This window comes from Stenotrophomonas sp. 364 (genome assembly GCF_009832905.1).
Lineage (GTDB): Bacteria > Pseudomonadota > Gammaproteobacteria > Xanthomonadales > Xanthomonadaceae > Stenotrophomonas > Stenotrophomonas maltophilia_AP.
The window spans coordinates 3,285,916-3,301,696 of the sequence record NZ_CP047135.1; the positions used below are offsets into that span (position 1 = coordinate 3,285,916).

At 56.9% G+C, this 15,781-nt stretch carries 13 protein-coding genes and 1 pseudogene; 6 read left to right on the top strand and 8 right to left on the bottom strand.

Features of this window, described 5'->3' with window-relative positions:
* Window positions 1-836: 836 nt before the first annotated feature.
* Window positions 837-2,366: a MobA/MobL family protein gene (locus tag GQ674_RS14860; protein ID WP_159497691.1), complete on the bottom strand. Its 1,530-nt coding sequence runs from the start codon at window positions 2,364-2,366 to the stop codon at window positions 837-839.
* Window positions 2,367-2,485: 119 nt separating this feature from the next.
* On the opposite strand from GQ674_RS14860, the gene GQ674_RS14865 reads away from it, so the two are divergent.
* From GQ674_RS14865 to GQ674_RS14875, 3 genes are all read left to right on the top strand, one after another.
* On the top strand, window positions 2,486-4,267 hold the full coding sequence (locus GQ674_RS14865; protein WP_159497692.1) for a patatin-like phospholipase family protein: 1,782 nt from the start codon (window positions 2,486-2,488) through the stop codon (window positions 4,265-4,267).
* 297 nt (window positions 4,268-4,564) lie between these two features.
* Window positions 4,565-5,431 carry a three-Cys-motif partner protein TcmP gene (tcmP, locus tag GQ674_RS14870; protein WP_159497693.1) on the top strand — a complete coding sequence of 289 codons (867 nt, stop codon included), beginning with the start codon at window positions 4,565-4,567 and terminating at the stop codon, window positions 5,429-5,431.
* A 9-nt stretch (window positions 5,432-5,440) separates the two neighbouring features.
* Complete coding sequence (locus GQ674_RS14875) at window positions 5,441-6,181, top strand: phage Gp37/Gp68 family protein (protein WP_159497694.1); 741 nt, start codon at window positions 5,441-5,443, stop codon at window positions 6,179-6,181.
* A gap of 197 nt (window positions 6,182-6,378) precedes the next feature.
* Here GQ674_RS14875 and GQ674_RS14880 read toward each other — a convergent pair whose 3' ends face one another.
* From GQ674_RS14880 to GQ674_RS14905, 6 genes are all read right to left on the bottom strand, one after another.
* A complete protein-coding gene (locus tag GQ674_RS14880; protein ID WP_159497695.1) occupies window positions 6,379-6,981 on the bottom strand; it encodes a hypothetical protein in 603 nt (200 codons plus the stop codon).
* A gap of 157 nt (window positions 6,982-7,138) precedes the next feature.
* Window positions 7,139-8,476 carry a hypothetical protein gene (locus tag GQ674_RS14885; protein WP_159497696.1) on the bottom strand — a complete coding sequence of 446 codons (1,338 nt, stop codon included), beginning with the start codon at window positions 8,474-8,476 and terminating at the stop codon, window positions 7,139-7,141.
* Between the two features lie 208 nt (window positions 8,477-8,684).
* A complete protein-coding gene (locus tag GQ674_RS14890; RefSeq protein WP_159497697.1) occupies window positions 8,685-8,912 on the bottom strand; it encodes a hypothetical protein in 228 nt (75 codons plus the stop codon).
* Between the two features lie 49 nt (window positions 8,913-8,961).
* Window positions 8,962-10,035, bottom strand: a complete 1,074-nt coding sequence (locus GQ674_RS14895) for a Shedu anti-phage system protein SduA domain-containing protein (protein WP_159497698.1) — start codon at window positions 10,033-10,035, stop codon at window positions 8,962-8,964.
* A gap of 37 nt (window positions 10,036-10,072) precedes the next feature.
* Window positions 10,073-10,807 carry a hypothetical protein gene (locus GQ674_RS14900; RefSeq protein WP_236546094.1) on the bottom strand — a complete coding sequence of 245 codons (735 nt, stop codon included), beginning with the start codon at window positions 10,805-10,807 and terminating at the stop codon, window positions 10,073-10,075.
* Window positions 10,808-10,867: 60 nt separating this feature from the next.
* The gene (locus GQ674_RS14905; RefSeq protein WP_201290298.1) at window positions 10,868-11,014 is read right to left on the bottom strand and encodes a hypothetical protein; all 147 of its coding nucleotides are present in this window, start codon (window positions 11,012-11,014) and stop codon (window positions 10,868-10,870) included.
* Between the two features lie 354 nt (window positions 11,015-11,368).
* On the opposite strand from GQ674_RS14905, the gene GQ674_RS14910 reads away from it, so the two are divergent.
* From GQ674_RS14910 to GQ674_RS14920, 3 genes and pseudogenes are all read left to right on the top strand, one after another.
* Window positions 11,369-12,760, top strand: a complete 1,392-nt coding sequence (locus GQ674_RS14910) for a site-specific integrase (protein WP_159497700.1) — start codon at window positions 11,369-11,371, stop codon at window positions 12,758-12,760.
* A 109-nt stretch (window positions 12,761-12,869) separates the two neighbouring features.
* On the top strand, window positions 12,870-13,655 hold the full coding sequence (locus tag GQ674_RS14915) for a hypothetical protein (RefSeq protein WP_159497701.1): 786 nt from the start codon (window positions 12,870-12,872) through the stop codon (window positions 13,653-13,655).
* Window positions 13,656-15,023: 1,368 nt separating this feature from the next.
* Window positions 15,024-15,149: pseudogene (locus GQ674_RS14920) on the top strand (IS3 family transposase); the annotation flags it as partial.
* An 8-nt stretch (window positions 15,150-15,157) separates the two neighbouring features.
* Here GQ674_RS14920 and GQ674_RS14925 read toward each other — a convergent pair.
* The gene (locus GQ674_RS14925) at window positions 15,158-15,757 is read right to left on the bottom strand and encodes a CGNR zinc finger domain-containing protein (protein WP_159497702.1); all 600 of its coding nucleotides are present in this window, start codon (window positions 15,755-15,757) and stop codon (window positions 15,158-15,160) included.
* Between the last annotated feature and the right edge of the window lie 24 nt (window positions 15,758-15,781).

Consider the following 15,781-nt stretch of genomic DNA (forward strand, 5'->3'; position numbering starts at 1 on the left):
TGGGGAATGGCAGCGGCCAATGCGCGCCGATGGTTGCCTGGACATGCTGGAAATGCCCGGATCTGGCGTCCTGTACGGATGCCGCGGGCGAGAGCTGCGATAGCGGTGCGCATGCAGGCAGGCGGTAGGCCGCAGGGTTCAACGGCTTGCAGAACGCCGCAGGCAGCAGCGGAAGCCGGTGATGGAGCGGGTGAAGGGAATCGAATTCAGCCTCCCTAACCCGTTGATTGCTTAGTTCTTGCGATCCTCGGCACGGCCGAACGCCTGATACCCAACGTGATATCCGGATCCTACCCCACCGGAAGGACTGATGAGAAGGCCTAGCCAGCGCCGGTGCCCCTCCGATATCTAAGGCATACGCCCCCATGATCAGATCTGTGAAGTTTGTCGCGCTCATCTTCTTGCGCAGGTGAAATGGAGTGCTTGGATGAATCGTCATTTCACTCAGGAGCCCTCGTGCCCACAGACGTTCAACTCCGCATCGCAACCCAAGTCTTGCCTGGATTGCTAGCTCAGAACCCCACCCGGACCATCGACGCGCAGATGGTGGACCTCCGGTATTCCTTGGAACTCGCCTCTGCGCTGGTCCAACTCCATGCAGAGAAGAGCCTGGGCGGGGCGCTCGCCCTGCTTCCGCCATCCGGCTCGGCGCCTCGAGTGCAAGCGGTCTCGGTCGACCGAGACCTGCAGCCTCCACCCATGCCGGCGTCTCCGGATGCGTGGCGCGCTTCTCGGGGACTCCCACCAGCCAAACCAGAGAAACCCAACCCCAGCCGCTCTGGCCCTCAAATCCGATAACAGCCAAAGCCCCGCAGATGCGGGGCTTCTTCTTAGGCTCAGTGGAGTCGGGGCGGCTTCGGACTGCCAGACAAACCTAGGGCGGGTGGAGCCGCGCTGTTGCCAGCAGGACGTTCGGCCTTCGGGGCAGACGCACATCTCCGCAGCAGCGCATCGGCATGCCCGTCAATGGCCCGATCCAGCGTCTCGAGGGCTTCGGAGGACGCCTGCTTGCGCGCCTGTCCCAGTTCAGCCGTGCGCTTCTCAAGGGAAGACAGCCGCCGGGTCCGGCGCTCGGTCCATTCGCTTGGCGACCAGTAGCCAGGTCTGGGGTGATCAGTGGTGAATCGCTCCCACTCCTGCTCCGCCATGTGACGCAGCCGCTCAACACTGGAAAGCGTCATCAGGCGCCTGGCCCGGCTCATAAGAAGGTTCCGTAACACCCTGATCTTGGCCACCACCTCGCTGACCACGCCTCGAAGCCCTCGGGACTCCCCACTGGAAAAGACTTCGGTTCTTGCCTGCTCCAGCCACCGACGGACGGGCTGAAGCGCAAGATCGGCGCGGGCTTGTGCGACCTCGGCTAGAGCCCTTATCCCCTCGTCAATGAGTTCAGGCAGCGATTGCTGGGGAGGCGTCGGATCCGCGTCCGCGCCAATGAGCTTGGAAAGCCGCATGCCGGATATGCCGCGAATCTCCAACCCTGGGACCGGGGTGACGACTCCCGGACGGGCGCCAGCGCTTCCATGGGCGGTGCCAGGGCGGGCATCTGAGTCCGATGCCATTGGCTCGCCCTGGAACGGTATCTGGTCCAGCAGTTGCGCCCGGCGCTCCTGGTTCTCCCATCGGATCTTGTCATTTTCCTGGGCCCGGTCCGAAGCTTGCCCCCTGCGAGCCAAGGCCGTGGCTGCCTTGCCGACGTGGCGGGTGGGTTCGCGCGCCAAGACGGCCGCCTCAATGGCGTCGCCGCGCAACATGGCCGACCGGGCCTGCTCCGCCAGGCCACGGTGGTCAATGCAGGCGTCGATCCCGGCGGCTGCCAAATGGGCATTGGTGGTTGCGGCCACCATTTCCCGGATCCACTCAACTTGGGCCTTGCCTGAAGGTCCGCCATCCAGCTCGCGCGTCTTATCGGCGAACCCGTTCGCGCCAATGCGCCGAGTCGTCGCCAGCAGATGGACATGGTGGTTCAGGCCGTCCGCAGTGCCAGGCGAATGAATGCTGGCTTGGAGCGCAAAGCCGTATCGGGCCACCAACGTCTCAGCAATGCAAAACGCGAGCTCGGCTCTCTGCTCCCCCGACAGCTCATGAGGCAGAGCAACCTCAAACTCCCGAGCCACCGTAGCGTCCCTTCTCTTCTCAGCGGCCTCGACAGCAGGCCAGAGCTCTGCAACATCGGTCGCCCAGGACGGGGCGCCCTGGGGGGCAAGGCAGAAGCTCTCGACCACCCCGCCGCGGCGGCGGTAGTCGTGCTGCTGCCCGGTGAGGAAATCGGCGAGCAGCAAGCCGCCGCGGTAGGCGGCCGCTGCGATAGCGGATTGGCCCTTTCGGCGGCTGAAGGTTTTGACTGAGGCGTGGTAAATAGCCATAGAAGCTCCATGTAGACATGGAACCTTTATGGCGGAGATTTGGCTCTTGGCAAGCCGCGCAGAGGCTTGGGGTTCAAGGGGCGGAGCCCTTTGCGCACACGTTACGCAGTAACGTCTAAGTGCGCTCTTCGCTTCCGAACTACCGCCATTTTCACGACCAGCCTATGCACTGCATTGCCCCAATAGTTCAACTTGAACAGCGACTTTTTCAGTTGACGACCGGCATCAGTCACTTGCAACATCAGCACACGATCAAAACACTCAGGGGAAATATGGACGTATCCATTGCGTTTCAGGGAGGCGGGGCCCGCGTCTTGGAACTTTTGGCCGCAGCGCAAGCATGCCGCCAACTCGAAACAGAAAAGAAACTTACAGTATTTCGCGCATCAGGATCTTCGGCAGGTGCAATAGCGGCTGCGATGTTAGTCACCAACTGCAACATCTCAAACGTTATTGAGGGACTGCCAGGACTTGAGAAAGAGGTAAGCAGATACTTCCCTGCGTGGCGACTAAAAGCGGCATGCATCATAAGTCGCTGGATGCGCGGCATGCCCATCTATAGCGAATTAGATGTTAGCGAACTACTCATAAAGATATTTGCAATCGGCGGCGTAGATGCCCGACGACCTCTTGAAGACTTAGTCGATAAACGCTACGAACTGCGAATCCTTCGGTCTGATATCCAGGCGAACACTTCTAGAAATGTAACCGAGAAGTCATCAGAACGCCTTGTGGACGCACTTGTTGACTCCGCCGCTATTCCATTCGTCTTTCGAACGCCCAAGACATCAAGTAGACCAGAACTACTGGATGGGGGGATATTCCAAAACTTGCCCGCCCTTGAAGCAGCGAAAGACTTGGCTGAAGATCACGCAGTCCTTGCATTTTCCTTCGATAAGGCTTCGCGCACAGCTTCCGGTAAAACCACGCTTCTAGAATATGGAAAAATAATCATCGACAGCTTGGTTGACGAGCGAGTGGAAAGCTCCGCTCAAGGAATAAAGGAGTCAAACGTGATCAGACTCCAGCAACGCAGGTCAACTCTCGACTTCAAGAGCATCTTCACGGAGGATTCCAGAAGAGGTTTCAATGATGAAGTTGTTTCAACCAAAAGCAGGATTATTGCGTGGAAGGACCGCTACTTTGGTGCCGCAGGTCAAGACCTGCACTCGACGCACCCAGTAGACGTGGCAGCTGCGGCAAGCCTTGTTCGTAAACGAGCATTAGGATTTTTCGAAAATTCAAAAAGGACCTCCTATCACGCCACCCTCGTTAGACATGAAGTAACTTACGAGACCTTGGGACTTAATGTCGTTGAGAGCATCCAGCTTGAAGTTCACATAGATGGATCTCACAACCTCGGACTCCAATTTCTTCAGTTCAACTACTACGCTGACTCTGAAAGCTCCCTCCTCAGAGACGTTGACCTCCAGGTTTACGATTCAAAAGGAAATTCTAAGAAGGCACTCCTGCTCCCCTTTCGCATTGAAGGGGCTGGAAAAGGAATTACCAACTTGGTTGGCTTGGACCGCCCCTTAGCTGAAGGCGACAGCATTCGAATTGTCAAGATTGAAAAAACATACAATGGCCTTGCGCGCTATGAGCAGGAAGGCTTATGCTGGCAAACGTTCAGAATGTCGCCGGGCAAGACCACTGACCGCTTGCAGATTGTGACAAACTTCAGGGAAGCCAACTTCCCAAAACATTACAGCGATGCCCGTCCGGCCGAAAAAAATCAGCGAATTTTGTACAATGAAGTTGGCCAAGGCAACCAGTTGAAAACGACAACTGAGGTTTCTAGCTCCCATAAACCTGGCTGGAAGACTCTGATTTCGGAAGTGGATCTCGCATCCTTGACAGATGGGATGAATTTTGCTAGCGTTGTTTACTACAAGGATTGAATTTTCTAACGGAGGCTGTGATGCGCGGAATTCAGGAAATTTGACGCTTCGTTTCCCCTAGAGGCTTTGTGCTATCGAGCCAGCCCGGCGCCTCCATCTCGAGGTGCCGGGCTTCTTTGTTTAACGAGATTGCGATCTCCAGACCCACCACTGAGGCGTCGAAATAGCCCGGAAGGCAGCAATCCCCATCAGCCGCCTAGCTTCTGAATAGCCGGCTCTAGCGACGCCCCTCGGCCCCCGCTGCCATACAGGCGTTACCTCTAGAACCCCGCCAGCTTGCGGAGCAACCGGTTCTAGATGAAGATCAAGCCGGGACAACCTGAGGCGGGGCGGGTCTTGGAAGATCATTACGAGCCAGATGAAGACGGCTATCCCAGGGAAATTGTTGGACCTTGGGTTTTGGATAAGCACCATTTCCTCAGGCATTACGTCACTGCGTCACGAGGCGCCCGGGGAAACATGGGCGGCTCTCACTGCCTTATCGATCTCTATTGTGGCCCAGGGAAAGCACGCATCCGGGAAACCCAAGGATCCGTTCCCGGCGGGACGCTGACTGCAATTGATGCAGCGTCTCGAAGCACTCGTGGCCAAGCCGTCCCTTTTAGCCGGGTGTTCATCGCGGACCTATTGGAAGAGAACGTAAGAGCTTGCAGGGCTAGGCTTTCCGCAAGGTCGGACGTTCAAGTCACGTCATTCGTGGGTGGGGCTGAGACTACCGTGCACCAAGTAGTGGGAAACCTTCCTAGGCGCGGCATTCACCTAGCCTACCTTGACCCATACGCGCTTCCCCAGCTCCCGTTCTCCGTTCTCAGGGCTTTGGCGGCTGCCCCCAAGGTGGACCTTCTCATCCATTTTGCGGCGTCAGACATGGTTCGCAACCTAGAACGTCGCGACCTTTGGTCCAGGTTCGATGCAGTCGCACCGGGCTGGCAAGACAGCTGTAATACAAATCGCGGCAAGTCGGTCGTTCGCCAGCAGTTCTTTACTCACTGGACAGGGCTACTCGAAGGCTTGGGCTATCACGTCTCGGATCGAGTTGTCTCAGTAAAAAATACCAGGCGTCGAGAGATCTACCGACTGGTGCTGGCCTCCAAGCACAAGCTTGGCGACAACATCTGGCGGACACTCAACGATCGTTCAGGACAAAAGGGCCTGTCTCTCTGAGAAGCAGTGATGGCAACCAACTCGCGCATCGAATGGACTGAAGCCACATGGAATCCCGTTGTTGGATGCACGAAGGTCTCGCCTGGATGCAAGCACTGCTATGCCGAGGTTATGGCCCGACGCCTGCAGGCTATGGGAACACCCGGCTACGAGCATGGGTTCAAGAAGGTCGTTCTGCGCAATGAAAAGCTGATTGAGCCGCTGCTAAGGAAGAAGCCGACGATCTATTTCGTCAACTCGATGAGCGACCTCTTTCATCCTAAGGTCCCCTCTGCGTTCGTCGAGTCTGTCTTTGAGACGATGCAAGAAGCAAATTGGCATACATACCAAATCCTCACCAAGCGCGCCGACCGCATGGCAGATTTTCTGCGCGACAAGCAGGTAGCAGATCACATCTGGGTTGGAACATCGGTTGAAAACAAGAAGCACGGCGTTCCACGCATCAATCATCTGAGGCGGATTGAAGCAAAGACTCGGTTTCTCTCCGCGGAGCCACTGTTAGAGGACCTTGGTCCGTTGGATCTGGACGGGATTTCTTGGGTCATCGTTGGCGGGGAGTCGGGCCATGGAGCCAGGCCGATGCGGCCCAGCTGGGCCCGATCAGTTCAGCAGCAATGCTGCGCAGCGGGAGTGAGCTTTTTCTTTAAGCAATGGGGAGCCCATGGCGAAGATGGAGTTCGACGTTCAAAGAAGGAAAACGGGCGGGAGTTAGATGGTAGAAGCTGGAGCCAGATGCCATCAACGCTCTAGCTGACAGCCTCACCCCCTACTCCGGTACTGAATTGACCACCCACTCGCTTTTCACTTGGGGCGCCCCTTAAAAGCCGCCCCAAGTCCCTTGTCTTGCCCAAACCCATTTGCCAACGTCATGAGGTGACGCAGCAGCCGGGGCGGACGACCACGTCGGGCAGATACTTAAATCTTGCAGCCTACGATTGCGGGAGGACCTAGGGCCCTTGACTTCCCAAAAATACGCTTTTCTCTTCGCAAACGATCTCCCCACCGTCATCACCATTACCTCTGAACTGAACACCGATCCGTCGCAGCTCTTCCACAATCTCGATTGTGGCCTTGGTCGAAATCGGACGACCCACCAGAATGGTCATTTTTCCCGCAACTGCGACCACAGTGCGAGCCCTACCCTCTGCTTCAAGCCGCTTGAGTGCGACGAGAAGCGCAGCTTGGTCGCGAGTAATCGCCGCCCCAAACGCCGCAAAAAGCGCTAGTAGCGCCGAGATGCAAACCGAGATAGAGACGCTGGCAGACGATGACAGGAGTAACGCTTGCACCAATGCGATTGGATTAAGTGCATTCCGGGAAATGCGAATGCCACCTGAGGCTCTAGGATTTAATAGCACCCACTCCGATACACTTCTAATCGAATCGGAATCCTCACCACTACCTCGGGGAGTGACGGCACCGCCGCTAAGGATCCGCAACGCGAGATCCGGAAAATCCCTTAGATCAAGACCGGCTCCTGTGACCGCGCGAGCGACAACTGACGGCAGCTCATGCTTGGAAAATCCATCCATCTTGGCAACATCTTCCATTTCAACTCCACAGCGTCGTTTAAGGAAAAAACTCGTGACAGGACGCAGCCCGGAAAGCCAGCCTCTACTATCCGACCCGTCAATTAACGCAGATCCCGGGTGCTTTCGGCAACCATGACCATCCTTTGTCTCCCAGCAATCCACCACTGCGCTTCGGTCACTTAATCGGATCAAGAAGCTTGGAACTTTCTAGCACTGCGAGGATTGTTGAAGCAGGTCGTTGTCCGTGAAAAAGACAGCGATGCAATACACCTCCAAGAAGAATTGTTTCGCTACCGTCGAATTCGAACATCAGCCCCTTGCCCTGGTAGATCACTGGCTCTGCCTTGTGCTTCCGCGCCTCTGCGAGCTCTTTTTTTGTTGCAAACCTGAAACGCATCCCGGCCTCCTCACACTCGCTTATGAGCCCCGGAATACTGAGTGCCACACAGACATTCATCCGACCAAACAAAACATCAAACATGACATCGGTCGATAGCGACCTTGAAAAGATCGGCGGAGCAAGAGGATTCTGCATGCAATCGGCCAAGCGGATGATGCAAAAATCGTTCTCTATGTCGCCTTCCTTGGCAAGAATCGAAAGGAAAAGTCCATGACCCGCTCTCCGCCAAGGTTCATTTGTATAGGCCGCCATAAAGATAGACCCGACAACGTCGTAGCCCCAACCTCTTTGCTGAGATTGAGCAATCACTCCCTGTAAGTTCTCGTCCCAGCTTTCGACGAAAATGGTCGGCTCAGGGATTGACACCGCGTCGCCTGAGTCTGGGTCGTGAGCAAACCCATCTTTCATAACGTCCACAACGAACTCCATTCGCGCATGCTGACGCAGCACTCTCTCAAACTGCTGAGCAGTGCTCGAAGACTCCGTATCACGAATCAGATGCCTGAACCTCTCACAGCCGGATTGGTGGTAGAAGCCAATCATGTCCAGGATCTTCTTGTTGTGCTCACCTTCCTTCACTTCCACGATCGAGATCCTTCGATCTTGGGAAACACACATCACATCACCCACTTGGATGAAAGATGTAAGGTCAGAGAGCAGCGGCATGCTGCCCGGCTCGCGCTCACGCATCTGCTCTGCGAAAGCCACCAGGGACTGGAAATTGGAATTGGCTAGGCTTGGCTGTTTTTGACCCCTGTATAGACGACGGGCGTAGCAAAGCTGCCCACCAATCATCGCCCAGGCGATTGAATCCATGATACCTCGAAAGAGCAGTATCTCAGATACGTCAAGAGGCTCCTTGTCGGTCACCCGGCTGATTATTTTAGCTTGGGCCTTATACATACCCTCATGCGCAAGGCCATAGAACTTCTGACGTAGCCCAACATCTTGTTTGAGGCGCTCCGGTGAAAGATCCGCCCACAACTCACGACTTCCAGCGCTCGATAGTTCGTACAGCTCTTGTGCCAACGGTTCTAGATCAGGCCTGAGAGAACGCAGCCGCATCCGCTCTTCCAGCTTTTTCGGCAATTCCATGCCACCTTCAGCGCTCATAGCTCATCCTTTAAAAGGCATAAGGTGCGTGAATGGGCCGCGCTAAGCGCCGGCGACATAACTTAGAAGCTCTCTGGGCATATCACACTTTGGATTTTGCGTAGCCACTCGATTCCATGTCCGCAGGAGAATGCAATGAAGTCTGCCCAGCAGAGCGAGAGCAGAAAGATCACGACCAAGAGTGCTCACCAGATCGCTCCGCGATCCGTTACGAGCGCTCGACCACAAAGACCAGCCCAGCTCGCTTTAGACGGCGCGCCAGGTCTTCGACCTCAGCCAGTAGAGGCTTGCTTTTGAACTCCAGCCGGATATCGGCATCCTCGAGCCCTGGAATATCCAGATACTCTTCGAAAGCAATGTAAGGAGTGTGCCCCAGTGAAGGATCTCCCTCGCAAACTTTAAGGTGAGGGATTGCCCTATGCGGTCGATTGCTCATTCGAACCTCGGTTTTTGGGTAATAGAAGCTCTTTATACCCCACCGTCGCCTACCAAGGAATATCGTCATCAGACTCGGACGCAGTAGCCGCCCCTGCGCCCGTATCTGCTGCCGGCACCATCATGTCTATCAGACGTTCCCCCTGAGCCAGTAGGTGGTCGTAAGTCATGACCGTGATCCCGTTCATCCGCCGATTGAGCCCGTGAAGTGCGCGCTGCTGCTCTTCACTCCAATCATGGGAGCGCCCAATGACGATCGTTGCGCGCGGGTGATAGGCCACGACCTCCTTGTGGTCGAGCAAGCCTTTGTCAGCAAAGTCGTGAAGCATATCCAGGTATCGGTGGCATTGACCGACCGCCTTGGAGACATCCGCAGAAAAATAGAAGTTCTTGTGGGCCTTGTCGTAAATCAGCACATCCATGTCCGGCCGCTTCAGCTCGACGATGTCTCGATATCCCGCAATGACGTTAGGCAAGATCAGATCGATGTTGTCTCCAGCGGTGATTGCCCGAACCTCGTCGCGGACCACGTAAGCGCTCCCGAAAGCCCAACAGTGCTTCTCACACCACGCCTGGTAAATCTGCTCAGCCGACTCTCCACTCCCCAAACTGGAGCGCAGTTCTGCGACCGCCGAGCGCATCTCATTGAGGCGAATAGAGCCCCGGAGCGCGGTCGTCAGCTCGTGGGTCAGCTCAGTGCTGGCGAGATGCTCGACCAGCTCTGAGTGCGACAGGACCTTGGTCAATGCACCCACCAAGGACTGCGGATCATGTCCAACAAGGTCAACCGCGCCGTTGGCCACCTTGATCAGGATGAACTCACCGGCTTCCCGCTGATGCGTCAGAGGGAGATGGGTCTGGAGGTATTTGAAAAGCTTGAGTGTCGATACCTCGCTCAGGTTGATCGTCTTGGGCTCATCTTCCTCCCAAGGTGAGGACTTCGTCTTCTTGTAGCCCTGGAGCTTGATGGAGAAGCCCGTATGGTCGCTGTGCGGAATCAGCAACCCCAAGACATCGAGCTTGGACTTCGTGGTCTCATTGAGCACGACCACAGGGACGTAATCCAACTTGCCACTGCTCGCCGTCTTTCGAACCAATTTAGCCAACTCGGGTGAATCGCTCATGCATAGTCCTCTCGCCCCAAAGCCTTCCTATGGCCCCCTAGTCCCGTTTCGACAGCGCAATGAGATGCCGCAGCGCCGCTGAACGATCACGCCAAGTGTCCACATTCCAGGACGGATGATAGACCCAGCTCATGAGGGCGGAGCCGCCTTTGTAGTCCAAGGACCAAACATCACGCTCTTCGACGTATCGACGGCGACCGCTCTTCCGGTTCACCTCTTTCGCTATGAATGGACTCAAGGCGGGTTCACGTCGGCCATGACTGAGGAACCACCAAGTCATCCGACCCAGCACAAGGACAACGGTCGGCTTTAGCACTGGCAGGATGTCCCTAACTAAAACGTCGCTTCCCTCTCGCAGCGCTTCGTTTCGCGGTCTGTGATTTGCCTGGGAGCCAGCTAACGACTGGGAGAGGTTCATGAATGCCACTCGCTTCCAAGAGTCAGCCGCCTCCTGAAGGTCGAAGTCCTGCTGCCCAACGAGCACCAAGTCGAGTGCCTTGAAGAATGGCCCGTCGCCGTCCTTCCGCACGGGCAAAGCCATCTCACGGAAGTGGTCTTGAGTGAAGGGACGGGTCACTTCGAGCGAATCGCTCAACCCCTCTTTCCGGTAGTGGGACTCGCCCAGCAACAGGACACGTTCCCCGTCCAGACCCTCCCAGTAGAGGTCGCCCCAATACGGTATGAAGCGGACAGCGTCGGGCCACTTGTGGCGTGTCGGATCTACTCTTGCCTTATGGTCCGTTCGCGGTGCAGCTGAGCTAATCCCTGTCATTTTCGCTCCTATGTCCAGACACGCGAAAAGACCAGCACCAGTCGGTGCCGGTCCCTGAAACTACTTCTTACCCTTCTTGCCCTTGTCAGGGGCCTGACTCAGGGCAGAGCCCGCCGCCGTCTTGGACTTGCTGCCGGTCCGACCGTCACGCAAAACGTCACTTGCGGCCTTCGCTGCCTTCGGGCCCGTCTGTTCGTTCTTCGCCATGCCGGCTCTCCTCACCACCATGTGGTGGCAAGCCGAGCATATGAAAAACGTGCCCATAAGCTAACAAGACGCCCACTCCATTTATATTGCGTTCATATTATGAGGTGGGTTTAGTTAGCTTATTCCATTTAAACAGTACCAAAATGACTCCATGACGCGACAGACCAAATCAGCTCAAGTCTTTGATTTACATAGAATCACAAGAGGCGCGCGGCCCAGTACCAAGTTGGCTCGGATTCAAATAGCGAATAGAGGTCCGTGATGTCTACTACGTTAGGATCGCCGACCATTTTGTATTGACGATTCTTCATGCCGGCTTATTGGTACTTCCATCGAAACGATGGAAGCAAAGCAATGCCAGCCCCAGAACTACAGCACCTCCAGGACTACCTGCTCCACCCTATTGGCACGCTGCAATTGAAGAACGTCCATATAGGAAATCTCCGCGTTGGAGAGATGAACATCACCGGTCGAGAGGCGGCCATCCGCGCTCAAGAAATGCTTGATCGAGCGGACGATCGTCAGCGCCGTAACCGTCTCAGCAAGGGACGCACCCACTACCCCGAGCCACTTCCTATCGCATCGGCCCCTCGCCTGCTGTCGGTAGAGATCGCCGATTACGTCCGGTCTCGCGACGACCGCGGCCTAGCCAAGGACACCACAGGCTCTACCCTCCGCACGCTCACCTTTCTCAAGATGGCCTGCGGCGACATCCCGGTATCCCGCATCGACCATGCGCATATCTATCGCCTCTTTGAGCTACTGCGGTGGGCTCCTCCATTGCTCATGTCCGACCCCAAGTATCGCGACTACACATACGACCAGGCAGTCGCGCTAGGGAAGGAGCTCGACGTGTCCCCACTGGCACCCAAAACGCTCGAGAAGCATCGCCGCTTCCTGTCCACCTTCTTCAAAGGCTTGGTCGAGGCCAATGCCATCCCCGCTTCACCGATGGCTGCGTTCAAGAAGTTCAAGGTCGAACTCGCGGAAGACGCGGATAAAGCAGAGCGTCTGTTCGATGAAGCGGACCTCCAACGAATTTTTGCCCCGGAAAACTTTATTCCATGGGCGGGCAAGTATCCGCACCGCTGGTGGATGCCCATGATCGGGCTCCACACCGGCGCGCGTATCAATGAGGTCGCACAACTCAAGCTGGCGGACATCGTCGAAATCGACGACAGCTGGTGGATCCGTATTCGGGTCACGATCGATCCGGACTTGGCACACAAAAGCCGAGGCCGTAGCCGTCAGCGTGTTAAGAGCAAATCCGCAATCCGGGATATCCCGATCGCCCAAGCCCTGATCGATGCGGGCTTCTTGGAGTTCGTGGAGGACATGCGGCAGTGCGGTCACCCCCGGCTATTCCCCCACCTGTCGGCAGGCATCAACCGCCAGACGGGGGACTCGAACGCCCGATACAGCCAAGCGGCGCTCAACCAGTTCAGCACCTACTTGAAGGGCTTGGGCTTCAAGAAGGGGGTCGGCTTCCATGCGTTCCGCCACACGATAGCCACGGAGCTTCATCACCAAGACGTTCCTGATGAAGTCATTGCGCTTATCACAGGGCACTCAGCAGACAAGCGGGTCGCCGTGCTGCACGAAGCTTATTACCACAAGAAGCCGGCGCTGGCTAAGAAGAAGAAGATTCGCACGATCAAGCGATACAAGCCCAGCGTGGAGCTTCCGAAGTATCAAAAGGGCCAGTTCGCCGAGCAGTTGTCGGATCCCAGCAAGTTCTATCCATGACGCATGTAGGTGGCTGCAGGCGGCTGTCGGCTGTCGGCGGCAAAGGTCCACCAATCATCAGCAATGCCGTGTCTTTTACCCCCTTCCCCAAAATCTTGAGAGCTAAACAATGATCATCAGCACGCCCATCCATGGCCACCAGGTCATCCCAGGACTCGACCAACGCTTACTGACGCACGCGCCTACTTCAAGGCGGGATCGATTCCGCTCGAAAGGGTCAGGCAGCAAAGATCGCCACGACAAAATAGAAGCACTCGATAGCGCGCTCTCGGACGTGTTTGCGTCGCCTGGATACGAGCGGTGGGCCACCGAACCACTCCTCTTCTGGGCACCTCTGCTCGCGCTTTGCATGGGAATCCGAGCGTCGGAGGCCACGCGCATCGCTGTAGAGGATGTCGTGGAATGTGACGGAGTGGCTTGCATCACACTCCGGGAAGGCTCAAATCTTCACCTCGAGGATCTTGAATCCACCCGCCGTCGCAGACGCTTCACTAAGCACTCGAAGATCCCTGTGCCGCAGTCATTGCTTGACGCCGGATTCATGGGCTACGTCACAGCAGTGGCCCAGAAGGGAGAAAGACAACTTTTCCCCTGTGACGGACAACGGTCGGCTGACCAGAGGACAGCATGGTTAAGGACTCGCTTCGCGCGTCACCTGCGCTCCATTGGCATCGCATCCGGCGGGTTGCCAGAGTTGCGCCGCAGCTACGAAAAACGACTGCACATTGCAGAAGTGCGTAGGGACCGAATCCCTGAACTGCTGAGGGTCGGGGATCCGTGGGCGAAATTCTACAAGCAGTTTTTCTTCGTGAGCTTTAGCAGAAGTACATTGAAGGGCCTGATGGACAAAAGTGCTAAAGGCCTCTTGGATTTGCCTCGCTATCCAAGCAAATAGTCATGTTGACTCCGTCAGCGACGCCCAGCCACAAGTGTGAACTAGGCCTTCTGCGCATACCGAGCAATGCGAAGGATTGAAGACGACGTGGATTGCCACTCGGATCACATCTTTGGCGGCGCACCGTTAACCGTGCTGCCCGGAGTCGCCGCCGAGTTGGCCGCGTGGCTGCGAGTGGCTCGCCGACCGGATACCGCCCCAGGGCTATCGCCAGACGCACCAAGTACGTAGGTGGCCATGGTCAGACCATCCAAGAACTGTATGCCATGCCGAATAGTTCTGAGCAATGTTCAAGACGCCGGGGCTGCCAAGCGTCGAGGCACCTTGCAATAGCCTATAGTGCCAAAATACCTTCGCGACTCCTTAGGAGGAGCGCGCACATGCTTTTTTGGTCATGCAAAAAATGCGGTGGATCCGTTCCCCAGGACTGCGACATCTGCAATCACTGCGGCTTTGATCCATCCCTACCATCGATCGGTGGCAGTCACGGGTATCCACCCGGGAGCTGCCTCCGGTGCCAGTCACCCATGACGTGCTTGGGTACAATGCGGCTGCACGAAGGCACTCACGTGTGGCCATTTCTGCTCGGCAATGTCGGGGAGCTCATGGTAGACCGGAAGCGCTTTTAAACTTTCGCTTGTACGAACTGCGGCAAGGTGGAGTTTTTTATACCACTAGATCCGGACTTGGCCCACTAATCTTGTCGCTAATTGACGGAGCGCAGCTCCGTAACACTCACCGTTGGATGTAAGCACAAAACCCACCTTCGGCGTGCGTCGCGCTCAGCCTGCTACCGGCCTTACTGCCCCCCACTCACGGCGGTGTGGGCCAGCGGTAACGCGCGTGATTGCAAACGGATGGCGCGTTAAAAGGCTGCGTCCCTGCGCTTCCGGCTGATCGCGCGACAGTTTGGCTACTTCAAGCTGCGCTAGAGTGGGCAGGCCAAGGAGACCGTCGGAGCACCGGCTCTGTTGGAGCTGTTGAATTTGTGGATCGCGATTGAGATCATGGAATTGGATTCGTGGCAAAGGGGGGGTGCATCAGAGCCAAGGCCACGAGCCGGAATAGCGGCCGCTAGGCGACGAATTTTCGCTCAAGTAAAATTCGGCGCTCGGGCATTCTCGGGTCACCATACGCTCCGCACTATTGGGGGCCAATGAAAATAGCTCGCGCCGCATCGGCCTTCGCAACATTAAGGAAGCGCACGCGACACGGTTGTACGCGAGGAAGGAAAAGCTTATGAGGGGACTCACGTTAAATACCGTCACATCTGTGGCGGCGCCCGTCGTTGCACTGCTTGCACTGGCCAAGGCGCATCAAACCGATGACCCGTCGCGTGTTATCTAGGCCGAGGGTTTGATCGTGAGACTGGAATGGGTGTCATGGTTCAAGGAGAAGCGTTTGCTGGAACCCATCGGCTATATCCCGCCTGCCGAAGCTGAGGCAAACCACCATCGGCAACTAACCAGTCAAGCCGCCGCGGTGGCGGCCTGACTTAAACCCTACTGGCCTCCACGGAACCCGGGGGGATTCAGTTTGCGAGACCGGAACGCCGCCACTTTCATCCGGTTCCCGCACAGCGCCATGCTGCACCAACGGCGCTTTCGCGACTTGGTCGTGTCATGGAACAGCAGTGTGCAGTCATGCGCTTCACACTCGCGTACGTGCCGCAGGTCGCCACCCGTGAGGAGCCGGCTCAGCGCCACTGCGATGGGCTCCAGCAGGCTCTCTGCGCTGCCATCGCGACGGCGTTCGACCACGCAAGGGCCTGCACCGTCAGTGGACGACTGAAGTTGAACGATCGGTCGGCCAGCCTCCAGCACCTTGTTCACCACCGGTGCCTGGAACGGGCGCCCTGCCCGTGCAGCCGCCAGCAGTTCGCGTGCTTCGTCGCGCAGGGCGGCGGCCAGCGCCGCCACGCCGTTCGGGGTGGGGACCGCGCCTGCGTCTAGGACGCCCGCCGCAGCCAGCCAGTCGATCGCCGCCTGATCGCCCTGAAGCACGTCCACCGGGGCCGCGCTGTGGCCGTAGGCCGAGTTGATGAAGTCGAGCGCCAGATCATTGGCCACGAACAGCGCGGCGGATGGAGCTGAATCGATCATTCGTAACCCCTTTAAATGTTGTTG